The organism is Pseudomonas sp. SWRI50, from assembly GCF_014269095.1.
In the GTDB taxonomy this organism is placed as follows: Bacteria; Pseudomonadota; Gammaproteobacteria; order Pseudomonadales; family Pseudomonadaceae; genus Aquipseudomonas; species Aquipseudomonas kermanshahensis.
The window spans coordinates 311,661-335,988 of sequence record NZ_JABWRW010000002.1; the positions used below are offsets into that span (position 1 = coordinate 311,661).

General features: G+C 60.2%; 18 protein-coding genes. 14 read left to right on the forward strand and 4 right to left on the reverse strand.

The features are described 5' to 3' along the window. Positions 1-36 precede the first annotated feature (36 nt). Positions 37-3,693: a dermonecrotic toxin domain-containing protein gene (locus HU750_RS03645; protein WP_346010836.1), complete on the reverse strand. Its 3,657-nt coding sequence runs from the start codon at positions 3,691-3,693 to the stop codon at positions 37-39. Between the two features lie 503 nt (positions 3,694-4,196). Between HU750_RS03645 and HU750_RS03650 the strand changes: the two genes are divergently transcribed. The 7 genes from HU750_RS03650 (at position 4,197) to HU750_RS03680 (ending at position 11,542) form a co-directional block, all read left to right on the forward strand. Continuing rightward, on the forward strand, positions 4,197-5,351 hold the full coding sequence (locus HU750_RS03650; protein WP_186676816.1) for a GNAT family N-acetyltransferase: 1,155 nt from the start codon (positions 4,197-4,199) through the stop codon (positions 5,349-5,351). 43 nt (positions 5,352-5,394) lie between these two features. After that, on the forward strand, positions 5,395-6,513 hold the full coding sequence (locus HU750_RS03655) for a glycosyltransferase 61 family protein (protein ID WP_186676817.1): 1,119 nt from the start codon (positions 5,395-5,397) through the stop codon (positions 6,511-6,513). A 409-nt stretch (positions 6,514-6,922) separates the two neighbouring features. Further along, positions 6,923-7,099 carry an EPS-associated small membrane protein EppA gene (gene eppA / locus HU750_RS03660; RefSeq protein ID WP_077068395.1) on the forward strand — a complete coding sequence of 59 codons (177 nt, stop codon included), beginning with the start codon at positions 6,923-6,925 and terminating at the stop codon, positions 7,097-7,099. Between the two features lie 348 nt (positions 7,100-7,447). Then, positions 7,448-8,005: a polysaccharide biosynthesis/export family protein gene (locus tag HU750_RS03665; RefSeq protein ID WP_027596761.1), complete on the forward strand. Its 558-nt coding sequence runs from the start codon at positions 7,448-7,450 to the stop codon at positions 8,003-8,005. A gap of 23 nt (positions 8,006-8,028) precedes the next feature. Further along, a complete protein-coding gene (locus tag HU750_RS03670) occupies positions 8,029-9,144 on the forward strand; it encodes a hypothetical protein (RefSeq protein WP_085273383.1) in 1,116 nt (371 codons plus the stop codon). 20 nt (positions 9,145-9,164) lie between these two features. Next, entirely contained in the window at positions 9,165-10,724 is a 1,560-nt protein-coding gene (locus HU750_RS03675; RefSeq protein WP_099454019.1) for a GumC family protein, read from the forward strand. 11 nt (positions 10,725-10,735) lie between these two features. Further along, positions 10,736-11,542 carry a CpsD/CapB family tyrosine-protein kinase gene (locus HU750_RS03680; RefSeq protein WP_186676819.1) on the forward strand — a complete coding sequence of 269 codons (807 nt, stop codon included), beginning with the start codon at positions 10,736-10,738 and terminating at the stop codon, positions 11,540-11,542. 135 nt (positions 11,543-11,677) lie between these two features. Here the strand turns inward: HU750_RS03680 and galE are convergent, their stop codons facing one another. From galE to HU750_RS03695, 3 genes are all read right to left on the reverse strand, one after another. Further along, positions 11,678-12,646, reverse strand: a complete 969-nt coding sequence (gene galE / locus HU750_RS03685; protein WP_186676820.1) for a UDP-glucose 4-epimerase GalE — start codon at positions 12,644-12,646, stop codon at positions 11,678-11,680. 108 nt (positions 12,647-12,754) lie between these two features. Then, positions 12,755-15,361 carry a cellulase family glycosylhydrolase gene (locus tag HU750_RS03690; RefSeq protein WP_420876190.1) on the reverse strand — a complete coding sequence of 869 codons (2,607 nt, stop codon included), beginning with the start codon at positions 15,359-15,361 and terminating at the stop codon, positions 12,755-12,757. Next, positions 15,361-16,887, reverse strand: a complete 1,527-nt coding sequence (locus HU750_RS03695) for an O-antigen ligase family protein (RefSeq protein WP_186676824.1) — start codon at positions 16,885-16,887, stop codon at positions 15,361-15,363. The genes HU750_RS03690 and HU750_RS03695 overlap by 1 nt, the downstream gene beginning before the upstream one ends. A 94-nt stretch (positions 16,888-16,981) precedes the next feature. Here HU750_RS03695 and HU750_RS03700 point away from each other — a divergent pair, with 94 nt between their 5' ends. The 7 genes from HU750_RS03700 (at position 16,982) to HU750_RS03730 (ending at position 24,304) form a co-directional block, all read left to right on the forward strand. Continuing rightward, on the forward strand, positions 16,982-18,358 hold the full coding sequence (locus HU750_RS03700; protein ID WP_186676826.1) for an oligosaccharide flippase family protein: 1,377 nt from the start codon (positions 16,982-16,984) through the stop codon (positions 18,356-18,358). A 275-nt stretch (positions 18,359-18,633) separates the two neighbouring features. Continuing rightward, positions 18,634-20,100 (forward strand): FAD-dependent oxidoreductase, encoded by a 1,467-nt coding sequence (locus HU750_RS03705; protein ID WP_186676828.1) that lies wholly within the window; start codon positions 18,634-18,636, stop codon positions 20,098-20,100. A 106-nt stretch (positions 20,101-20,206) separates the two neighbouring features. Next, positions 20,207-20,824, forward strand: coding sequence for an acyltransferase (locus HU750_RS03710; RefSeq protein WP_027596770.1), 618 nt, complete (start codon positions 20,207-20,209; stop codon positions 20,822-20,824). Then, positions 20,817-21,773, forward strand: a complete 957-nt coding sequence (locus HU750_RS03715; protein WP_186676831.1) for a glycosyltransferase family 2 protein — start codon at positions 20,817-20,819, stop codon at positions 21,771-21,773. The genes HU750_RS03710 and HU750_RS03715 overlap by 8 nt, the downstream gene beginning before the upstream one ends. Positions 21,774-21,781: 8 nt before the next feature. Continuing rightward, a complete protein-coding gene (locus HU750_RS03720) occupies positions 21,782-22,312 on the forward strand; it encodes a serine O-acetyltransferase (protein ID WP_099454027.1) in 531 nt (176 codons plus the stop codon). 5 nt (positions 22,313-22,317) lie between these two features. Further along, entirely contained in the window at positions 22,318-23,295 is a 978-nt protein-coding gene (locus HU750_RS03725; protein ID WP_186676834.1) for a glycosyltransferase family 2 protein, read from the forward strand. A 7-nt stretch (positions 23,296-23,302) separates the two neighbouring features. After that, on the forward strand, positions 23,303-24,304 hold the full coding sequence (locus HU750_RS03730; RefSeq protein ID WP_186676837.1) for a DUF535 family protein: 1,002 nt from the start codon (positions 23,303-23,305) through the stop codon (positions 24,302-24,304). Positions 24,305-24,328 lie beyond the last annotated feature (24 nt).

The window sequence follows — 24,328 nt, forward strand, 5'->3', positions numbered from 1 at the left end:
CTGTCACCTGGGTAACAGGCGATTTTTCGCCGCTCGCTACAGGGGAAGGCGGAACAGATTATAGGGCGGGTGCGTCAACCACGCCTGGCGTAGCACCAGGTCAGCATCGATGGCTGCCAGGCGCCGCCAGAACTCCGTGCGGGCTTGTTGCGGGCGGGTTATGAAAAAATCGTTTTCAAGCAACGGCCTGAGGTCGCGGCGGTACTGAAGTGGCAAGCGCTGCCACAGCGCGGCCTGTTCCGGGCCCGTCCCCTCGAAGAACTCTGCATAGTCCCCCTCACACACCAGCAAATCGACTTCATGGGCGGCATTGTAAGCATCGACCTGGGCAAGCATGCCTTCGCTCAGCCACTCGCTTTCCAGGCACAGGGCTTCGGCGGACGGGCCGGGGAGGTTGAAGCCCGCTGGCAACCGCTGAAACTGGTTGCCAGACAGGTCCAGGACGAGAGGCTCGGCAACGACGTTCAGGCCTAGGGGCAGCTCGGACAGGCCACACTCGGACAGAAACAGGGTTTTCAAGTGGTCAAGCCCGTTCAGGTCTGGCGCCTCCAGCAGCGGGTTGCCCGACAGGTCCAGCACGATAAGCCCGGCACACCGGTTCAGCGCTACCTGGTTGCGGTTATCCCAAGTGATGCGGTTGTTGTCCAGATCAAGCCAGGTCAATCGATCGGGGTTGGTCACACGGGGCAGGGCGTCGAAACGGCAATTGGACAACAACAAGCGTTTCAGTTTGGGGAAGCGCTCCAAGAATTCGGCAGGGAGCTGGCTGAGTGCTGGGTTGCTGTGCAGCGATACATGCTCCACATGGGTGAAGTCATCCGGCAGGGCCAGGCTGGCCAGGTCCTGGTTTTCCAGTTCGAGGCCGGAAAGGTCGAGGCTGGCAATCCGCCCCCCGCCTGCAAGTGGCACGCTCGACAGGCGTCGCCAAGCGTTGATGATTGGGCGGATCGCCCGCTGGCGTTGGTGCAGGCGCTGGGGGTCGGGGCGGGCCCATTGCTGCAGGTTGCGGCGCAGCGTATCCAGGCGTTGTTGCAGGTCGCGCAGCCTTTGTGTCGGTGAGCGAAGGTCATTGTCTTCAGGGTCGTTGCCAAGTACATCCTCGATCTCCGAATCAGTGGCATCGGGGTACAGGCGGCGATAGGCGCCGGCCAGTGAACCTGTGTGGCGTGGGTGCGGGGGTTGCGGGTCGAGTGGGCGACCTCCACGCAGTTGGACTGGGCGAGCGCGACGCCTGGCGCGAGGCCCCCACAGCCGTTGTGCAAGGTCATCTCGGTTGTCGTTGACCCAAGCCAGGACGCGCTGGCGTAACGTACGCCCGTCGGCCTGGAGGATCGCTAGCGCGTTGCGCTGGACTTGCGGCAGTGCCTGCTCTACAGCGCGGCACAGGTCCATGTCGCGCGTGGCGGGGGCAGGGCGTTGCCCCAGGTCAGCTTCATAGCCTTCTGCACTTTTGATCACCCGGCAGACGCGGCCTGCTGAGTTGCTGCCGATATGTTCAAGCAGAGGGCCTTCGGGGCTACCCGCACGTAGCTCCAGGCGCACATCGCGCGGCCAGTCGGGCAAGCCATCGAGGGCACTGAACAGCAGGCGTTCGCTATCGGCATCGGCCCGAGCGGGAACGAGCACGCCTTCCACGGCACGTACCAGAGGCAGTTCGCTGTGCGTGTGTTCAACTTGCTGACGTAGCCAGGCAGGTAACACCGCGTCGTTTTCCCAGGCGAGGGATTGCGCGGCGCTCAGTGGCGCCAGTAGACGCCTGCCGAGTACAGCCGACAGGCGAGGGTAGGCTTCCAGCAACGTGCGTGTTGCCGGTTCGATGGGCGCATCGCCGTTATACAACCGTTCGAACAGGTTGCCCGGCGCGTCGCTGCCCAGCGCAACCACCTTCTCTTGCGCGGCCATACGTTGCAGGGTGTCGAGCAGCAAAGCCGGTGGCGGCTGCCCTTCGAGGTGCACGCGGCGCAGGTACGCGGCATCGGTCCCACAAATGCGGCCAGCCAGCTCAAGTTGTTCGGGTGTGAACGCGGCGTAGCTTTCCCCCAAACGGCGAGCCAGTATTGCGAAGGACCACTGTGATGGCTGTTCATGGCTGGCGCGCCAGGCACCCTGTTGATTGTGTTCCAGAGGTGGCTGCCAAGCGTCCTGCGCGTGTGGGTGCACAAGCCGCCACTGCTGTGTCTGCGTGTCCAGGCGCTGCTCGTAGAGGTGGCCATCCATGCGAATGAAATACCGGCCATCGTGCAGGTACTGGCCTTGAGCATTGGCGTGCAGGTTTTCCGGCAATGCCTGGCTACTGCGGTAGGGCCTGAGATCTGGCTGCCAGAGCCGGTAGCGCCCATCGGGCTTGCGAACTTCCTGCAGGCTTTCCAGCAGTGGGCTTTTGAACAACTTCGGCACCACGTGGCCAGCGACTACCAGGCCCCCGATCATGGCCAGGTTCAGGCCGACCGCCTCCAAGTGACGCAACGCCAGGTGGCGGTCACCCTGATGCCAGGCCTCATAGCCTTCGTACACTTCGCCAAGCAGTTGGCATGCCGTCACCGCCAGCATCAGCGTGCCCACGGCGGGGATGAAGAAGCCGGCCAGGTTGAGCGCGTCCATGCCGAGGTCTTCCCACGCTTGCAGGCGGTTTGCCCGGGCCGTAGCGTCGGCTTCGGCAGTCGGCACCGCCAGCTGGCGAGCTTCGCGTTTGAGGCGGTCAAGGTGCAGCGCCTGATAATAAGCAAAGGGTTCCTCGGTGATTGCCAGCCGAGTGGGGCGCAAATCCGCCTCAGGGGCCCGCTGCCATGCCTTGTCGTCGTCAGAAGCGCCTGAGGCGTCAAGGTTTTGGTGCAGCAAGTCGAGAAAGTGCTGCTGCTGACCCTGCTCCACGTACGCCATGAACGTCTGCCGGTCGGTGGGTTCCAGCAGCAGGGCCGCCAGTGCCTCGTGTACAGCCTCAAGGTCGGCGCATTGACGCAGGGCCTGGTCGTGGCCTGGCAAATAGAGCAGCAGCCCGGTGATGCCGGTGTCGATCAGCATCACCTCATGCAAGGTGATACCGAACAGTGCCAGTTGCCAGCAAGGCATCTCGTTGCCCTGCAGAAACAGGTCGACTTGGTCGCGCGCGGTGCCGGTGAGCACATGCCGTAGGTAAGCCAGGTCGGCCGCCAGGCGCAGCCTGTCCTTGTACACGGCCATGGCCTGCTCGCGTACAGGGGGCTTGGCGAAATGCTGCTCCAGATGGTCTTGGTACTGCTGCCCCAAGTCCAGCGAACGGCACAGCGTGGCAAAGGCAGCGGGTGTCAGCGGTAGTCGCTCCACTTCGTACCGTTCCGAGACCAGAGGAAAATGCGCCGGAGATGTTTGCGGGCCCAGTACCACAGTGCCTTGTAACTGGACGGTTGTGACTTGGATGTCGGGGCTCAGGGCAATGGCGCTTTGGGCGCTGAAGTGTTCGTCATCGGCGAAGTTCTGCAGCGCGGCCTGCAGCAGCGTGTCACGACGATGACTGTTCAGGTAACGCATGCCTGCCCAATGCCAGGTGCTTTCTACTCGAAGCAGTTCGGTAGCACGAAGTGGCGCGCTGCAGCCGAGTTCGGCAAGGCGTGCCGTCAGCCGGGGCTCAGCGAACGCAGTGATCTGCTCAAGCCCCTCAAGGGTGCGGGCCAAGGTGCTTTGCGAGCGCAGTAGGCGCGACTGGCTACGGTGCACGGCCTGACGAAGATCAGGCGCGGCATTTGCAAACCAGGCCTGCGTGTAATAGGCCGTTAGTTGACTTTGCCTCAAGCTGTGCCATTGAGGCGGGGCTATTTGGTGTGCCCAGGTGGGCAGCTGTGTTTCCAGCAGTGTTTGATGCGGTTCAAGCGTTGATAGGGATGGCATGTCGATGCTCCTTTATGAGGAGAGAGCATCAAACGGTATTGATTAATAACCAGGTGGTAACCCGGTATTGCCTGCAACTCAACAGGCGTCATGTGTTAGCGTCACACGATCATCAAAATAAAAAGAGAATTTTGACGTCATAAAATAGATTGGCATGCTGTCAGAGTGCCGCTTGCCAAACCGTTGCCTGGCATCTTAAATTGTTACTGAATGTGAGAGTGAAGTTTCGATAGTAATCTTTTGTATATCAGTGCGTTGGGTGTGTTTATTACAGCTAAATATGATCTTGTTCTGATCTGCCCATAGACAACATCAAAGGACGTCGAAGAAGAATGAAACAGCACTTGGCAGCGGTGGCACGAAGACTCATCTCTCCTTCGACGCGCTACGAGATCAGGCTGCTTGCCAGCCAAGTCCGTGAAGTGCTTGGCCGAGCCTGTGTCTGGCGGTGGGAGGTCGCCAGGTTCAGGCTGCAGCAGGAAAGCCCCTACGAAATCCTCTACATCGGGCGCAAGCAGCAGCGCGAGATGGCCAAGCTGCTGATTGGTGGCAAGGCTGCGGGCAACGCTCCGGTTGCCGGCAGCAGTGCAGAGCCAGACGCGTCGAACCATGTGGTGGTGGTGAGTGAAATACCCACCACAGGGGCGTTGTCCGTGCCGCACTACCTGAGTGCCGTGGTACCACTGGGGCGAACGCTGGATGACATTACCGCCCGCTACGACAGCGAGTTGCGCCGTAGCATTCGCAAGAACCGGCCGCTTTATCAGATGAGGCAGACGCTGTCGGATGAAGAAATCGCAATGGCTGACAGCCAGTTGCTGCGCCCCTATGCCACGGCCAGGCAGGGTATTCATGCTGCGCAGTTTCCCACGGACGATGTGTTCCGCATTGCCAAGAGCGTCGGGCGCCTGGACCTCATCACCTTGGGCGACGAAGTGATCGGTTGCCACCTGGGTTGTGAAGTCACGCGCGGTGGCAAGCGCTACTGGAGCACCCTGCGTTTTGGTTATAGCGAAGCGGTGTTTTCAGATGCGAAAAAACTGCGTGAGGTGAACTCCATCACCACCTTCATGGCGCTGGAGTGGGCGTTGCAACATGGCTTCGATTATTACGACATTGGCCTGTGCCTGGCGCGGCCGGATGACGGTTTGCTGAAGTGGAAAAGACGGCGCGGTGGCGACATTGATTCGTTGGGCAACCACGCCTACCTGTTCGTGCGGCTGCCCAAGACCGGGACGGCGAAATTTCTTTGGGAAACGCCAATGTTCGCGGTTGAAGGCGACAAATTGACACTGCACCTGGGCTTACCGGACGGGCCGAGCGATGAAGAGGTCGCCAGCCGGTACCACGAGATGGTCTTTGGCGGCCTGCACAAGATTTATCTCTATGGTGACAAACGTTCGGGCGAGTCGTTTATCGAGACCTTACGCACGCGTTACGCCAATTTACAGTCGCCGCCGACGATGGAAAGGATCACATCCAACTGAGTCGTTCTAAGGCTTGTGACCACGCCACTCCGGGGAGCACTTCATGGGCAGCGATATCTCCAAATTCAGCGCACCGTCTGCCGGTAAACGGCATAAGTGGACCCTCGCCGCATACAAATACATGGCGCGAAAGCGGCTTGCACGTAATTCTTCCATCGACCTGAAAAGCATCGCGTCAAAAAGCTGGGATATCGCGCCTGGTGAAACAACGGTTTCCCCGCCCGCCTTCTATTTGCCCAATCAGTTGGAGCGGGTGACGGGGTGGGAGGCAAAGCGCTTCTACCCCTACGTGCATCCCGCCCGCACGATGGAAGGTGGGCTCAGCGTGGCGCAGGGCCCTACCCGTGGGTACCTGATCAAGGACGTGTGGTTGGTCGATGGCGCGCTCTACAAAGGCAAGGCCAGCCACTGGTTATCCTTGAAACCGAGCACCTTCCCGCGGGTTGTGGTGGAGCACGAGATCGAGCGCGCGGCCATCTACTGCACGCAAAATGGCAACTCCTGGTTTGGCACCTGGTTGATGGAAGACTGCGTCACCTATGCCCTGGCCTGCAACGAGGGCGTGCCGGTGACCACTGCGCCCTCTGCGCGCTACCCACTGTTTACCCAGGCGCCGGCTTATGAAGACTGGCTGGGCATGAAGCCCCTTCGTTTGCGCAGCGCGTTTTTCCGTGAGCTGGTGCTGTTCGACGACCAGAGCAACAACCAAAGCCGCCACTTGCGCTACCGGGCCATGGGCGAAAAGCTGCTGTCGCATGTGCCCCACGAACCACACCCCGGTGTATTCATATTGCGTGGTGGCGACGGCGACTTGCGCTTCCTGCGTAATGAAATGGCCGTAGCAGAGCACCTGCGCACGCACAGGGGCTTTCGCATTGTCGACCCGCTGAAAACCGACGTGCCGAGCATTATCGCGGCGTGCGCCGGCGCCAGGGTGGTGGCTGGGGTCGAAGGCAGCCAGCTGGTTCACGGCGTGAACGTGCTGCAGGCCGGCGGCTCAGTATTGACGTTGCAGCCACCGAACCGTTTTGTCAGTTACTACAAATACCTGACAGACCGCGACCAGCAGCACTTTGGCTTTGTGGTGGGCATGCCGGAAGGCGATGGGTTCAGGATTGACATCGATGAGGTTGAGCGCACCCTGGATTTGATGCCGGTGTAGCAACCTGTTAAGCCTCAGCTAAAAGCGCCAGATTTCGTTCGTAAGGCCAACCATTAGCATTTGGTTTCTCAGCGATGAAACGCAAGGGCTTGCCTCCTTCACGTCTTCGATTGATCAGCTATCACAATAGCGCCAGCCGCCGGGGTCGCCTGTGCGGCTACTATCATTGAAATGTTTGCTATATCAGCGCCTTACACTTAATTGCCCCTACTCTGGCAGTACCGAGAAACGCCTGCAGTTTATGTGTGACGGCATTTTGACGAAGCCACCCCTTGCTCATTGAATTTTATTATGGTGTCGGATCATTGACGTAGTGTCATTGTGCCCATAAGCTCAAATCAACAGCGAGGAAGTCTCCCGCTAAACCCACCAATAAATATTTTTATTATCCTCTTTATAGGAGGGGGTTATGCGCTCGACACTGTTCATTAAATCAATCTTCTTGTTGGTGCTTTTAAGTGGCGCTGCACGCGCTGCTGATTCGTATGTCAATCAAAACAGTGTCATTCCTGTCGCAACGGCAGGGTGGTTCTTCGCCTTTGCAGTGATCGGTTTTGTTGCCGTTGCCAACAGAAGAAAGATTTAAACGTTCTCGCCTGGCAAGGGTAATAGGGGGCTTTAACAGTTGATCAATTACGGGGCTTTTTTTGAGCTGTCGGTAAATTGACGTCTGAGGTTTGTTGTTGATGGCTTCGCAGCCGCTGACAGCTTGTCAATTTTCCAACTGTTGCTATATTCCAGTGGCGACTCATCGCCATTAGCCGTAGGGTGTCGCAGCGGGCGGGTCAGGCAGGGTGTCGAGGTGTCAAGGTACAGGGCCTCCAGGAAGGTTGAGGCCATCGCAGCAGGCAGTGCGGTTGCGAAGTGGAGCGAGAGTTGGTGTGCCGTTCTCATTCAGTGCTCTTTGTCAGGCCAGTAGGCCGGAGGGACCCTCATGGTACGTTCATTGTGTTCCGCTTTTTGCGTGCTGATGCTGTGGTCTGGTACCGGCAACGCGGTCGAAAATAGCGCAGCTTATCGGCTCAGCCCTGGCGATGTTGTAATGGTGTCCGTCTGGCAAGAGGAGAGCCTGCGTCAAGAAGCCACCGTGCTACCCGATGGCAGTATCACCTTCCCCTTGGCAGGGCGGATCGATGTCGCTGGCCTTGATGTCACGGCCGTTGAAAAACAGGTCGCTGCCAAACTCGAAAAATTCCTCCCCGATCCGAACGTCAGCGTTGTCGTCAAAAGCATCGCCGGCAACCTTGTGTACGTGCAGGGCAAAGTGATCAAGCCAGGGCCCGTACAAATGGCGGGGCCCACGGCCGTATTGCAGGCCTTGAGCATGTCGGGTGGTTTGGACAAATTCGCTGACGAAAGCGACATCAAGGTGGTTCGCGGCCAGGGGGCTTCCCAACGGATTCTGCCCGTGAGATATAGGGACCTGGTTTCCGGGCGTGACATGTCCACCAACATTCAACTTCAGGCTGGCGATACGCTGGTCGTTCCTTGATCTTGCCTTAATAAGAACACTTAATGCCTCTTCTTAGAACAACTAGCATTGCAACGGCAATCATGGTCTTGCCGTTTACGGACGCGGTCCAGGCAGCAAATTGGCAGTCATCGGTGGTGGTACCGACCTCGGTCGAATACGACAGCAACCCGTTGTTGCTGTCGTCTGAAGAAAAGGGAGTGACGCGCACCATCATTGCGCCCGACTACACCCTTGTCGGTACCTTCGACCGCGACGAATTACGGTTGGGTCTTGGCATGCACGTGTTGCGCTCTTCAGACACGGACATCGTCGACGACCGCGAAGACCCCAATGTAAGCCTGGGCTGGCAACGCGACACCGAGAAAGGGCGTTTTGGCCTGGTGGCCCAGTACAACGAAAGCTCCACGTTGTCTGGCATTGTCCAGGACACCGGCGTGGTGACCACCGACGGCACGCAGAAGCTGTATACGCTGGCGGGTAATTGGAGCAGCGCCATCACCGCGCGCAGCACATTGTCCAACGAAACCAAGTACAGCCGAGCGCGTTACGACATCAACACGCTGACTGGCTACAACGAGCTTGGCAACGTGACAACCTGGACCTACGCCTGGAACGAGCGGGCCGATGTGTATACCCGGTTTGGGGTGAGGCGCTATGAGCCCGAACAGGACCTTACTGCGACCGCCTCTAACAGCTATACCCCTGCAGTTGGGGTGAAGTATCAGTTCTCGGAGCGCCTGAGTGCCGATGCGCACGTTGGCGTCAACCAGGTGTCCGGCTCTGAAGGTGGTCGGCGCGGGGAGGGCGGGGCTTCGCTGCTGTATACCGGCGTGCGTTCCGACCTCAGCTTGAGTGCCGAACGCAGCACGGTCGCCAGCGCGGAGGGTGGTTTTGCCGAGCTCGACATGGTGCGCGGTATCTACAGTTACGCGGTCAACGAGCTGACCCGCGTCGGCGCCGATGCCACCTGGCAAGACAGCAAAGGGCAAACCCCCAACACACTGCAAATGTACAGTGTCTGGGCCAGCCGGGAATTTTCGCCTTTTTGGGATCTGCGCCTATCGTTGATGTACAAGGAGCGGCGGCAGGACGATGCACCCACTGCGGATGCAACAATTGTTGGTTTGACGTTGACGTATAGGTACCCCGACCTCTGAACTTCAGCCTGGTGGCCTTTATGAAGTCTGACTACGAGCTTTCCCTTAAAGATTACATCGCCATCATCAAGGATAGGGCCCTGTTATTAGGGATCAGTATCGTAGTCATTCTTGCCGCGACCGTGGTGGTCGCGGTCAGCGTGCCACCGATCTATCAGTCCACCGGGACCATTCTGGTGGAGTCGCAACAGATTTCCCCCGAGCTGGTATCGGCGAACAACAACAGCTTTGCCGATGAGCGCATCGAGGTTATTCGCCAGCGCGTCATGACCCGCGAAAACCTGCTGCGGATCATCGACAAGTACAGCCTGTTCGCTGACAAGCGGCTCAGCGAAAGCGACAAGATCGACCAGATGCGCAATGCCATTGTGGTCGCTACCCTCAGCACGTTCGTCAGAGGGCGGGGTGAGGCCACGGTCGCATTCAATGTGTCCTTCGAGCACAAGCAAGCCCAGGTGGCCAAGGATGTCGCCAACGAACTGGTGACGCTGTTCCTCAACGAAAACCTCAAGCAGCGCACCGAGCGCGCCAACGAAACCACCGAATTCCTAACCCAGGAAGCCAACAAGCTGGGTGCCGAGCTTGCCAGCCTGGAAAACCAGCTGGCGGACTTCAAGCAAGCCCACGCCAATGCCTTGCCTGAGCACCAGTCGCTGCGCATGAGCATGCTGTCGCGTTCGGAGCTCGAATTCAGGGAGGTCGACCGCGATTACAAGACCGCGCAAGAAGAACTGCGTTACCTGGAGCTTGAACTGTCGGCGGCCAATGCCGGCTTGACCACCAAGGCTGACGGTACCCGGCCGTCCAGTGCCGACCAGCCACAAGACCTGCCCAGCCTCAAGGCCGAGTACGCCCGGCTGCTGACCAAATACAAGGACGCGCACCCGGACGTGGTTGCGGTCAAGCGCAAGATCGATGCCCTGCAAGCCAGCGGCGGCGGCAGCAAGGCTGCGTCGTCGGTCAGCCTCGATGTGGCGCGGGTGCGTGCGCGGATTGGCGCGGCTCAGGAGCGCATCACCTCACTGGCGGAGCAAAAGCGTGAGTTGGTGAAGAAGATGGAAGGCTACGAGGCGGAGATTCTTGAAGCCCCGCAAGTGGAGCGTGGCCTGGTCACCTTGATGCGCGACCACGACAACGCGCGCAAGAAGTACGAAGAAATCCGTGCCAAGGAAATGGGCGCGAAAATTACCGAAAGCCTGGAACAGGAAAACAAGGCAGAGCGTTTTGTGCTGCTGGAGCCACCGCTGCTGCCCGAAAAGCCGATCAAACCCAACCGCAAGAAAATCGCCGCCCTGGGCCTGGTGCTGGCACCGGCAGGCGGTGGCGCGTTGGTGATGCTGCTGGAAATGCTCAATCAACGGGTACGGGGTGTAGGGGCGCTAGAGAGCGTGTTGGGCAAGCGTGTGCTGGTGACGGTGCCCTTCATCACCACCCAGGCGGAACTGGCAAAGCGTAAACGCTGGCGCAACCTGCTGATCCTGGCGGTGCTTGTGCTGATTGCTATGATGGTAGTGCTGGTGCACGTGTTCTACATGCCGTTGGATGTGTTGCTGTTCAAGGCTATGGCGCGGTTTGAATAGGGAAAGCAGTGATGGACAGGATCAAGCCGGTAGTTGGCAATGGTATTCATCAAGTTTCTCCAGGTGCTGCCCAGGCACCGCAAACCGCCCAAGGGGCGGAGCCTCCAGAAGTGCCAGGGCAATTCGATTACGTGAAGACCAAGGTGGTGCCGTTGCGTGCGGAGCACCTTGAGCGCAATCGGATTGTCGCGTTCAACAAGAACTCGAACATGAGTGGGCCGATCGACCTGTTGCGCACGCAGGTGCTGCAGGCGATGGAGGAAAACGGCTGGCGCACCTTGGCCATCACCTCGCCAACACCCGAGGCGGGCAAGACGGTGCTGGCGATCAACCTGGCCATGAGTATCGCGCACCACACGACCAAGACAGCGCTGTTGGTGGACTTCGACCTGCGTCGCCCCAAGGTCGGCAGCAGCCTGGGCTTGCCGATGGAAAAGGCCCTCAACGAGTTGTTGTCTGACCAGGCCGGGCTCGAAGAGGTGTTGGTCAACCCCACGTTGCCGCGTTTTGTCGTGCTGCCAACGCGGGTGCCTATTCCGATGTCTACCGAAATGCTGTCGTCCCCGCGGGTGAACAACCTGATCAGCGACTTGCGCAGCCGCTATGAGTCGCGCATCTGCATTTTCGATTTGCCGCCGCTGTTGAGCTCAGACGATGCAATCACCGTGATGCCCAAGTTCGACTGTGTGTTGTTGGTCGTGGGCAACGGCATGAACAGCAAGCAAGAGATCGAGGAATGCCTGCACCACCTGGCGACGGTCAACCTGATTGGTACGGTGTTGAACAAGGCGGATGAGAAGCCGCGCACCTATTACTGATTATTCACTATCGGGATGCAGGAGCAGCCTTGTGCTGCGAAGAGGCCGGTGACAGCAGCGAAGATTCGCTGTGTTTTCACCGGGCTCTTCGCAGCACAAGGCTGCTCCTACACCCAATAGTGAATAGCCGCATGATTACGGCCGAGGCCACGGGTACTGCAACTCCCACCCCCAGGCGTGCGCCACGATCTGCTCCAGCGATGCATACGCTGGCCTCCAGCCCAACACATTCATCGCCTTGCCTGCATCCGCCACCAACCTGGGCGGGTCACCCGCGCGGCGGGGTGCATCGAGTGTGTGGATCTGCCGGCCCGTCACTGTGCGGGCGGTATCGATCACTTGTTGCACTGAAAAGCCCAGGCCATTGCCCAGGTTGAACGCCGTGCTGGGGCCGCCAGCGACCAGGTAGTCCACTGCCAGCGCATGTGCCGAAGCCAGGTCGGCGACATGCACATAATCACGAATACAGGTGCCATCGGCGGTGTCGTAATCCCGGCCAAACACCGTGACCGCCTCACGCCTGCCAGCGGCCGCCTGGAGGATCAACGGTATCAGGTGAGTTTCCGGCTCATGGCGCTCGCCCAGCGCCCCGTCAGGGTCAGCCCCTGCGGCGTTGAAGTAGCGCAGGCACACCGACTTCAGCCCGTAAGCACGGTCGAAGTCCTCGAGAATTTGCTCGACCATCCACTTGCTGAGCCCGTAGGGGTTGATCGGTGCCTTGCCATGCGCCTCGTCAATGGGCACATACAGCGGGTTGCCGTAAACGGCTGCGCTGGAGGAAAACACCAGCCGCTTGATGCCCGCATTCACCATCGCCTGCAGCAATGTCAGGGTGGCCGCTACGTTGTTCTGGTAGTACTTGCCAGGGGCGCCAACCGACTCGCCCACCTGAATGAACGATGCGAAGTGAAAGACTGCATCGAAGTGGCACTCGGCGAACAGCACATCCAGCGCCGGCTCGTCGGCAATGTCGAGCTTGGCCCATTGCACCCCAGGCCCTGGCGACACAAGGTCCGCCACCACCACATCATGACCCGCGGCCAGCAAGTGCTTGACCATGTGCGAGCCGATATAACCTGCGCCACCGACAACCAGAAACTTCATCCGTGCCTCCAGGACTCTGCTGTTGTACAGACGCCGCGGGTCGTCCCTGAATCGAACAGGTGGGAGTATCAGCTACAGGTCTCTTGAGACTGTAGATGGCCAAATGCCCTATTTCAAGAACAGCCAGTTGGACATGTACTGGCCATCGAACGTGATCACATAGCGCCCGTTCTGGTACGCCACTGGCAATTCCTTGAGCTGCGCGTGTGCATCGCGCGCGAACAGTTTCAGACCGCCCGCCGCCTGGATGGCCAGGGTGCCTTCGAAGGGCTCGACATTGAACGGTGTCTTGTCGTCGACCTTGGGCACAGCCCGGGTGCCCAGTGAGATCAGCAGGCTGCGAGCCTGGCCCAGCGGTTTGGCATCTAGGCTCTGCACGACGACACTGGCATAAGGCGTCTTTGCCTGTACCTCGACCTGCCCAAGGTTGAGGGTTCGACCGCCCAGCCAGCCGGTCGCCGCCTGGGTCAGGGGGGTATCGATAGTGTAGAGGCCTTGTTGCCAGTTGCGCTTGAGCTCCCCGGTATCGGTTACCGACTCGCTGGCGTCAGGGGGCAGCAACGATTGGGCAGGGTCACGCAGCACTTGGGCATCGGTCGGGATGACGCTGGGTTTCAACCAGGGCAACTCCGGCGTCTGCGGCATGGCGATCTGCAGCCTGCCTTTTTCCATGGCGGTGCGCAGCAGCAGCGAGTTGCGCGGCGTGATGTCTTGGTTGAACAAGGTGGCGGGTGTTGGCGCGAAGACGTAACGGGTGGTGGCTTGCTGCACGTCCGCACGGCGGTAGAGCAGGGCAGCCGCGGGGAGCGTGGCCAGCATGGCCGGGTCGTTGTACGCGTGCCAGTTGTCTGCCGTGCGCCAACCGCTGTTGAAGGCCTGCTGACTATAGGCATATTGCATCATGGCGTCCCAGCCTTGGTGGCTGGCCGTGCCCGCCACATACAGGGGCAGCGAATGGCGGTCGGGCAGGGGGAAGGGTTCAGCGTTCCATTCGGTGACCGTCAGGGGCAGGCCGACGACCTGGGCCGCGGCAATCCAGTTGATCATCCCGTCGCTGGTCAGCGGGTTCTTCTCGAGCTGGCCGATGGCGCCGTAGCTGTGCGCATCGATCACATCGCCCGAGGTCAGCGCGGGCAGCGCGCTCAGGCCATTGCCGCCCCAGGTGCTGGTGGTGGCAATGGGTACCTTGACCCCCAGACTGCGCAGGTGCGTAATCATTTCGACATCGAAACGGCGTTCCAGATCATTCAAGAAGAGCTTCGACGGGCCATGTTCCCAGGCGCGCCAGGTGCGGTCTGCAGGCAGGTCATTGTGCTTGGCGAAGGCGTCTGCCTGCTCCTGGTAAAGCTTGGTATGTGCGGGGACTTTTTTGTCCGGCATCAGGGCGTTGCCGTAGTGCTGGGTGATGTCGTTTTCGTTGGTGATCAAAACCGCAGCAATGGCCGGGTCGTCTTTGTAGGCTAGGCCGGTGTAGGGGTTCACATGGGTCATGTACTGCTCAATAAAGCGTTTCATGGCCTGTTGAATGCTCTTGTTCACATAGGCGTAGCCTTTAAGGTCGACCCTGGGCTCGCCCTTGGCCAGCTCCTTGAAGTCATCGATGTTGTCATTGGCGGTGAGGGCGCGCTGTACGTGCATGTCGAGCCAGACGTAGATGCCCTCGTCCTTGAGGCTTTTGACCCACAGGTCGATCTTGCGCAGCGACTCGGCATTGAGCTGCTGGGTATCGCGAATCAAGGTGCCGTCGCCAAACACGTTCGGGCTGACCCATGGGGAGTCGTGGTGGTGCAGCCGGACGAGGTTGAAACCCAGTGCCGACAGGCGTTTGGCCTGTTTGATGATTTCCTCGTCTGGCGTCTTGAACAGCGAGTACGCAGACAGGTTAGTGCCCCAGAAACGCACGGGGGTGTTGTCCTCGAACGCCAGTTGCTCGCCGGAGGCCTTTACAAAGCCGCGCTTGCCTGCCGGTTTCTCGGGAGCGTTGAGAAAAGACAGGTCGACCGGCGAGGTTTGCCAGTCAAGCTGGTCGTCGGGCCACTGCGCGGGGTCTTGCAGGCCAAAGCGCTCGGTGGGGGTTGGGCCCAGCTCGATATCGCCCGTCACGTTCAATGTCGCCTTGATCTGCTGCTGGCCGGCGCTGATGGGGTCTTTGTAGAAGAATGCGCGGATCTCGGCATTGCTGCCGGGCTCGAAGTACACCTTCGCCAGTGCAGGTTCGAAGCGCATCTCGATGCGCCTGCCTTGCGCATCCTTGCCCCAGGACCAGCCCCGGTTGTCGGGCAACAGCACGGGGGCGCCCATCTCCCCGTTGAACAGGGCCGGGTCGAACTGGAAAACGATGCCGCCGCCCATCACGTTGGTCTGCCTGCTGTGTGCGGTCAGGTCGAACGCCCAGGTCAAGGTTTGTGTTTGCGGCTTGCGGATATCCGCCGTCAGGTCGAAGTCCAACTGCTTGTTCTTGCCCTGCAGGGTGTAGCTGTAGGGCGCATTGACCTTCATGGCAGTGTAGAAGCCAGTCCAGCTCCAGTTAGCCGCCCAGAAGTCGAACTTGGCTTTCATCACCTGCCCGCCACCGCGTGTCACGCTGGGCAGGCCGTTTTGCTCTTCGACGCTGACGACCCACCCGGAGGCCCAGCCAGCCTGGGACATGACGGCCAGGCCAACGAACAGGGATACCCGCATGAAGGGGCGCAAGGGGAAACGGCTCATGGGCATCACCTGATTTGAAGGCCGGCAGCGGGAAGGTCGCTGGCCTGGCTGGAACGGAGCCTGCGCACCCGCTGTATGTAGGCCACCCCAAGCCCTGCGACCGACCAGTACACGGTGGGGATGATAGTGATGCTGCTGACGGTGAAGATGATCACCAGGATCCCCACCAGCGTCGCCAACAGCGCCCGGCCCAGTTGCCGTTGCTCGTCATCCTTGTCGGGGAACGCGCGCATGGCCTTGCGGATGCCCAGCAACACGGTGACGAAAAATGCCACGAACAGCGCGAGCCCAACCAACCCGACCCGCAGGGCCAGGCTGACGTAGGTGTTGACGATGTCGATAATGCCTTCCCCCTGAATCATCGACTGCATTTCAGGGGTGTTACGGAAGTCGAACGAACCGAACAAGGGGTTACGTTGGATCACGATCCAGGAGTTGTCGATCAAGCGTTCCCGGTAGGTGATGTTCTCTTTTTCGATATTGCCGATGAAAGGCAACAGGTCCAGCACCTTGTCGCCCCCAGGCAGCACAGTCAGCAGCGGCAGAGCCAGTACGCCGGCAAGGGCAAGCACAGTCAGGCGCTTGATGGCGCCTTTGCCCATGGCAATGAACACCACGACGATAACCACAGCGCCAATCCAGGGGCCGCGGGACAACGGCGCGAAAAGCCCGGCAGCCAGCAGCAGGGCGCCGAGCACCCGCTGCAGCTGGCTGCGCACATAGCCCTGGACGAACAGGTACAGGCCGATGGCCACACTCATCACGTAGCCCAGCGCAATTGCCTGCCCGGTGGTGGCGCTGGCCCGTAGCGAGCCACCACGGCTCAGGTAGCTGGACATGCTCCACTGCACGCCCATGGCATCGATCAGGGCGTTGTACAGCAGCCAGTGGCGGACGAACTCGGCAAAGCCGATCAGTGCCAGGACGAAGGATGCCAGTACGAATGCCAGCATGGCGTCCTTGAAATCACTGATCTCCTTGAGCCCTCGGCTGGCGACGTAGTAGGGCAAGAACACATCGACATACAGGTAGAGCGCCTGGCGCAAGGTGTCGGTCAGGGTGGTTTCACGCAGGTACAGCACACTCATCAGCACCAGGCTGGCCGCCAGCAGCTTGTCGGGCCAGGTGCGGCCGAAGCGCAGGGTATCGCTTTGCCTGCTCAGGGCCAGCGCCGCCGGCAGCAGCACGCACAGCGTCAGCAGGCGAACATGGTTGAGGTCGACCAGGTAGTTGACCACGCCAAACCCAGGTATTTGCACCGAGGCCGGCGGAATCAGGAACAGCAACATGAAAAACAGCGCCATGGCATTGCGTTCGCGCCGCCCGGCGATGTACATGATCAGCCCGGCAGCGGCCACGTACACCCAGAAGCTGTGGGAGGCGAAGGCCACCAGCGTCAGGACGAACCACAGGTTACGCCGGCGCTTGAAGTCGCTGTAGGGGATGAGGTCTGTCGCCGGGCGGCGCGCCATGACAAAAACGACGCCTGCCAGAAACAGAATGACGATCAACGCACGAAAATGTTCAGGCATTGGCTAAGGACACCTTTCCCTTGGTGGGCACGGCTAGCATCATGGCTAATTGAAACTATAGTGACTTTTAGCCAATCAGTCAGAGATTGAAGTCATGCCGTCGATTGATGTGTCAGCCTCCGCGAGCCTGCGCAAGCGCGCACTGAAGGCCGGGTCATGGAACCTGGTGTCGCTGGTGGCGTCACAGGTCATGCGCCTGGGCGGCAACCTGATCATGGCCCGTTTGTTGCTGCCGGAAATGTTCGGTGTGATGGTCATCGCCACCACGGTTTCGGTACTTTTGCACTTGCTGTCCGATGTTGGCCTGCGCCAGAACATCATCCAGAGCCACCGGGGCGACGACCCCGAGTTTCTCAATACCGCCTGGACCGTCCAGATCATCCGCGGCTTCGTCCTGTTTGCCCTGACCTTGCTGCTGGCCGCCGCCTCCTGGTTCGCGCAGTTGGCCAACCTGTGGCCGGCGGACTCCACTTACGCCGCCCCCGAGCTGCCGATGGTACTGGCGGTGACCGGCCTTTCGGCCATCATCTGGGGATTCCAATCGACCAAGATAGATGTCGCCGTACGAACTTTCCAACAGAAGCGCGTGGTATTGGTGGACCTCGCCTCGCAAGTGGTCGGTTTGATCGCGATGCTGGTGATTGGTTATTTCACCCGGTCGATCTGGTCGCTGGTGATCGCCGGCCTGGTCAGTGCCCTGGCGGGCACCTTGCTGGGGCACCTGGCGCTGAAAGGGCCGAACAACCGCCTGCAGTGGGACCGAAGCGCGCTGACCGAGCTGATCGTGTTTGGCCGCTGGATACTGCTGTCGTCGATGGTCGGCGTACTGGCCATGTACGGTGACCGAATCTGGTTTGGTGCGAGCATGACAGCGGGGCAGTTGGGGGTGTACTCGATTGCCGTGCTGATCCTCGGGTCCGTGCAGACCGGGTTGCTGAAACTGGTGGGCTCGGTAGCGCTGCCCGCGTTCAGCGAAGCCGCTCGGGAAGGTGACAAGGCACGCCTGAAGGCGCTGTACTTCCGTTTCAGGTTGCTGGTCGACCTTGTGATGCTGTTTGCCTGCGGGGTGTTCCTGACCGCCAGCCCGTTGTTGATCGGCTGGATGTACGACGCGCGCTACACCGAGGCGGGTACGATTCTTGCGATTCTTTCGCTGTCGTTCTTCACGCTGCGCTATACCTTGGCACATCAGATATGGATTGCCCTGGGCCTGACGAAATACCAGGCCATGGACAACATCATCCGGCTAGTCTCGTTATGGGGCTTGTTGCCACTGCTGCTGGCCATTGGCGGTGTCGACTACGCAATCTGGGGGGTGGCCCTGCATACCTTCCCGACGCTGCTGTTGGTGGTCTACGTTAACTGCAAGCTGGATATCTTCAGTGTCAAACGCGAGTTGGTGGTACTGCCGATGGTGGCCGTGGGGGCACTCTGTGGGCTGTTGGCGACCCGTTTCTTCGAATGGCTGTGATGAGGCCAGAGGCGGGCGATGGTGCAATGTGGGGGCGGTCGAGTGACTGATTGTTAACACTTCATCGAGATAGGTCTGGGGATCATGGGGAAGCTTACGTTGTGTACTCCGCAGTTGGGTCGTAGGGGTTTTCTCCAGAGCTGTGTCCTGCTGGGCGTTGGCGGCGCGGTGTTTGGGGTGGCCGCAGACGTTGCACGCAAACCCGTCGAAAAACCCGGGTTCGTGGTGATCAACGGCTGGGTGTTGCCTTCTCAGTACTTCCGGAACGAGCCAGCATGATCAAGGACTATCAGCAGCAGAAAACGCTGCGTGACGACTATGACTTTTGCATCATCGGGGCCGGCCCCGCTGGCATTACCCTGGGCCTGCGGCTGGCAGCTGCGGGTTGGAACGTGCTGCTGGCCGAGGGCGGTGGGCGTGAATATTCGCCGCACTCGCAAGGGCTGTATAAGTGCGCCTCGACGGGGCTCGAACTGTACGCCGAGGAAACACGCCTGCGTTACCTGGGCGGCACGTCCAACCACTGGGCAGGGCGCTGCCGGCCGTTCACCCCTTCAGACTTCGCCGTGGCGCCGCCCGGCGACTTGCCCGGCTGGCCGATCCCCTACTCGGAGATCGAGGGCTACCTGGCGGCGGCCATGGACATCGTCGATTTGCCGCCAGGCTCGGAGTTTCACGCGATGAACACCGGGCTTGCGGGTGATGACTTCGAACCCGACCGCTTCCTGCTGAGCCCTCCAACGCGCTTTGCGCAGAAGTACGCGACTGCACTGAACGAGACCCACGGGCTGGATGTGTTCATCAATTGCAACTGCGTCGACCTGGAGTTCGACAAAGCGTCGGGCCATGTGGTGGCTGCGGTGGTGTCCGATTACGACCGTCATCGTCAGCGCGTGGTGGCCAGAAACTTCATCCTGGCGACGGGCGCCATCGAGAATGCCCGGCAGTTACTGAACAGTGAATCCCTGTTGGCCGCGGGTATCGTCAACAAGGAAGGGTTGACCGGGTGTTGCTTCATGGAGCACCTGAACATCGACATGGGCACGTTCATCCTGAAGTCGGACCAGGATACCCAGATGCGTCAGTACTACACCACCGACGCCTTTGTTGAGGAATACCAGGCCGGTAAAGGCAATATCACCGCTTCACTGCTCTCGGACGTGCAGACGTATGGCCGCACGGCCGAGGTCAAACACTTTCTGGAAAACCTTGCCTGTGACATGGGCGTCGCCGACAAGATCGCCTTCTTTGCCAAGTTCAGCTGCCCGGGCGACGGTGTGATCGGCACCATGATCGAGCAGTTTCCCAACCGGCAAAGCCGCATTTCACTGCTGGACGAAAAAGACGAGTTGGGGGTGGCCAAGGTCAACGTGCATTGGGCACTGAGCGAAAGTGACAGGCACACCATCAAGTGCATCGGCACCGAACTGGCCAAGCAATTTGCCGACATGGACCTGGGCTTCGTCAAGCTCAACGATTTCGTCTACGACACATCGGTGCCGTTGAAGATGGCGCCGCATGCCCATCACATGGGCACCACGCGCATGGCAGCGTCACCTGAGTTCGGTGTGGTCGACGCCAATTGCAAAGTGTTCGGTACCCAGAATCTCTATGTGGCGGGAAGCAGTATCTTTGCCAAGGGCGGCGCGTCCAACCCAACCATGCCATTGTTGCAGTTTGCCGTCAGGTTGGCGGACCACCTCAATGAAAAGTTGAAATCGGCTACGGGTGCCGCGGTGTAACGCACGTTGTAAACGGGTTGAGTGCGATGCGGTCAGCACCAAGAAGAATGAGACCGAAGTCGCCTCAGGGATAGTTCAGAATCGCATTGATTGTGAGGCTCGCAGAATGAACGGATGGATACGGAGTGCACTGACGCGTTATGTCAACTCGACCGGGCGGGGAAGCTCGACGTACAAGAAGTTGTGTAATCCAACGGGGCGAGAGTGGGGGATCTATCTGGCCCGTTGGGGTAAGTTTCATTCAGTAGGGGACAACTTTCATATCAATACTGGGTGCAACGTTACCGACCCTGCGCTGGTGCGTATTGGTAACAACGTTGGCCTGTCGGATTGCACACTGATCGGCCACGACGGCGTGGTGGCATTGATCGAGCTCTGCTACGGGAAGCACCTCGATTCGGTCGGCTATATCGACATCAAGGACAACTGCTTCATCGGCCATGGCGCGATTGTGATGCCCCGCGTGACCATCGGGCCCGATGCGATCGTCGCTGCCGGTGCGGTGGTTACCAAGGACGTGCTGCCGGGCACCGTGGTGGGTGGCAACCCGGCCAAATTCATCTGCACCACCGAAGCACTGATCAAGAGGGTGGAGGAGCGCTGCGAAAGCTACCCGTGGATAGAACTGGTCAAACAGCGCAAAGGGGCCTTTGACCCGACCGTGGAGCCTGCCCTTGCCGCGCAACGACGGCAGTACTTCTTCGGGGACGGTAGCAATGGATAGAAAACCCGTCGATGTGATGGTGGTCAATTTCAATACTGCGTCTTTGCTGCAGCCCATGTTCGATGCGCTGCGCCAGGCCGACAGCGAAAAGCTTGCCAGTTACCTGGTCGTCGACAATGCCTCGGTCGATGATTCTGTGGAACGCATGGCCCAGGTGTGCCCCGAGGCGCTGTTGCTGAGCAACAAGAAGAACGTCGGTTTCGGGCGCGCCAATAATCAACTGCTGGCGCACTTGAAGGGCAAGTACGCACTGCTGCTGAATACCGATGCCTTCGTGGCGGCCGATTCACTGGCCAAGACCATCGAGTACATGGACAACCACCCCGAGTGCGGCGTGCTGGGCGTGCGCCTGGAGGGCCGCGATGGCGACCTGCAACCCAGTTGCCGCTACTTCCCGACACCCCTGAACGTGTTTGTCGGCCGTACTGGGCTGGGCCGTTTCTTCCCAGGCTTGAAAATGGTCGATGAGATGACCTGGGACCATGGCTCGGTACGTGAATGCGATTGGCTGCCCGGTTGTTTCTACCTGGTGCGTCGCGAAGTGCTGGACCAGGTAGGCCTGTTCGATCCGCGCTACTTCCTCTATTACGAGGAGGTTGACCATTGCAAGCGGGTCAAGGAAGCGGGCTGGAAGGTCGTCTTCTATCCCCATACCACGGTGGTGCATATCGGCGGCGAAAGCTCCAAATCGGTCAGCGAACTGGAAGCGGCCAGCCGGCAGATTTCCAGCTACCAGATCGAAAGCGAACTGCTGTACTTCCGCAAGCACCACGGCGTTGCCGGGCTGGCGTTGCACATGCTGCTGGTGTGTGTGGGTGACCTGATACTGGCACTCAAGGCTCTGTTGAAGGGGCGAGGCCGCGCGGCGATCCGGGCGTGCTGGCGGCACTGCCAGACTACCTGGTCGCTGTTGTTCAAGACACGGTTCGCAAGCCAACCCACACGGTAGGTGACGTCATGTTCGAGAATATCCGCGCCGACTTGCGTGCACACGGGGGTGATTGGGGCGCCCAGGGGTTTTGGGTATTGCTGGTGTATCGCTTCGGGCGCTGGCGCTATGGTGTGCGCCCGGCACTGCTGCGCAAACTGTTCTCCATTCTCTACAAGATCCTGTTCAAGTTCGTGCAGATCATCACGGGTGTTGAATTGCCCTGCGAGGTCGTGATCGGCCGCAACTTCGTCATCGACCATTTCGGCGGCATCGTGATCAGCGGTTATGCCCGCTTTGGCGATGACTGCCGAATTCGCAACGGTGTGGTGGTGGGGCTGAAGAATGTCAGCGAGCCGATTGCGCCGGTGTTCGGCAATAACGTCGATATTGGCACAGGGGCCAAGGTGCTGGGCAACATCCGCATCGGCAACAACGTGGTCATCGGCGCCAACGCCGTGGTGCTGGTGGACGTGCCAGACAACGCGTTGGCGGTCGGCGTGCCTGCGACCATCAAGCTGCGCAACCCCACCGAGGCGGCGCAGTGCACGGTCGAGTGAGGCCCATGGTGACAGGTATCGGCGTTGTAGTGATTGGACGCAACGAAGGCCTGCGTCTGGAGCGCTGCCTGCGCTCGTTGGCGCACGGTGCGGACCGGGTGGTGTACGTGGATTCAGGCTCCACCGACGGTTCCGTGCAGATGGCACAGGCCCAAGGGGTCGAAGTACTGGCGCTCGACATGAGCCGGCCGTTTACCGCAGCCCGGGCCCGCAATGAGGGCTTCACCCGCCTGCAACGCCTGTTGCCGTCGATGCACTACGTGCAGTTTGTCGACGGCGATTGCGAGGTGGATGCGGCCTGGCTGGGCGATGCCCAGGCCTTCCTTGATGCACGCCCAGACGTAGCGGTGGTGTGCGGGCGGCGTCGTGAACGGTTCCCGCAACGCTCGGTGTACAACCTGCTGTGTGACCTGGAGTGGGACACGCCCATCGGTGAGGCGAAGGCCTGTGGGGGGGATGCGTTGATGCGCGTCGATGCCTTCACGCAAGTGAGCGGCTTTCGCCCGGACCTGATCGCCGGCGAAGAACCGGAGCTGTGCGTCCGCTTGCGCGCCAAGGGGTGGAAAATCTGGCGCCTGGCCGCTGAGATGACCTTGCACGACGCTGCCATGACGCGTTTCAGCCAGTGGTGGCGACGCAGCTTGCGCGCCGGCCATGCCTATGCCGAGGGTGCCTTTTTGCACGGGCGAGCGCCAGAGCGCCATTGGTTGCGAGAGTCCCGCCGCGCGTGGCTCTGGGGCTTGGGCATCCCCCTGGCGATCGTGTTTGCCAGCGGCCTGCTGGGTGTGTGGGCGCTGCTGCTGTTGCTGATCTACCCGCTGCAAGCGGTGCGCCTGGCGCGTCGTGCTGGCAAGCCGACACGCGAGCGCTGGCTGCAGGCGGTGTTCCTGGTGCTCGGCAAATTCCCTGAAATGCTTGGGCAGGTAAAGTTCCTGATGAACAGGTTCTGTGCCGGCAAAGCCGTGCTGATCGAGTACAAATGAGATTCCTATGATTGCCAGATCGATAGTGAAAAGTGTGCTCACCCTGCAGCCCGGCTACTCGCTGCGGGCCTTGAACAACAAGGTCAAGCTAACGCGGCAGATCACCCGGGAGTGGCCCGCGCTGAAGGCCTTCATGCAGCGCATGTCGACGGCGCTGGGTGATGACCGGTTTGCAAGGCTTGGGGTCGATTGCATCGGTGTCGTGCAATGGCCCTACATCAGCAAGGGCTGGGAGGCGCAGGAGCGGCTCGGTGTGGTGGCGTCGCATTTTGAGGTGGTTGCCCGGCAGTTTCCCACGTTGCTGCTGCTCGATCGCGACGAGCGCCTGACCCTGTGCGACCTGTCGGCCTATTCGAAGGGCTGCGCGCTGGTGCTGGACCGGCCGATCTGGTTCAAGCGCGAAGGGGAGCTGGTGCTGAACCTGTTCCAAGGGGATTTGCGCGTGGCATCGCTGGCGTTCAGCCTGTGCCGCCAGCACGGTGAGCTGTGCGTGTTCATCGGCGCCGTGCAGGGCATTCACAAAGGCATCGACAGCGAAACTTCGCTGAACATCTACCGGGACTTGACCAAGGACTTCGAGGGCCTGCGCCCGCGCAGCTTCCTGCTGGAGGCCTTCAAGTGCATCGCCAGAACGTTGGGGGTGGTGCGCATCTACGCAGTTGGCGATGCGCACCGGCATCATCGCCATCCTTACTTTGGCGCTGACAAGGCGCACGACCTGGCCGCCCATTACGACGCCATCTGGCTGGAAAACGGCGCCACGCCTTCGGAGCGCGACGACTTCTTCAGCCTGCCGCTGGCCGCTGCCAAACGCGCCGCAGACGACATCGCCCCCAAGAAGCGTGCGATGTACCGCCGGCGTCATGCCTTGCTGGATGAGGTATTCGCGCGCGTTGAAGCGGCTTTATCAGGCAGCGAGCCCGTCCATGGGCTACAAGGGATGAAGGGGGATGTGCTTGAACGTGCATCGGCAGGGAGCCCACCGCCGGCGATCGACAGCCTGAAGTAACGGGTTGCAGTTGGTAAGGCTCAT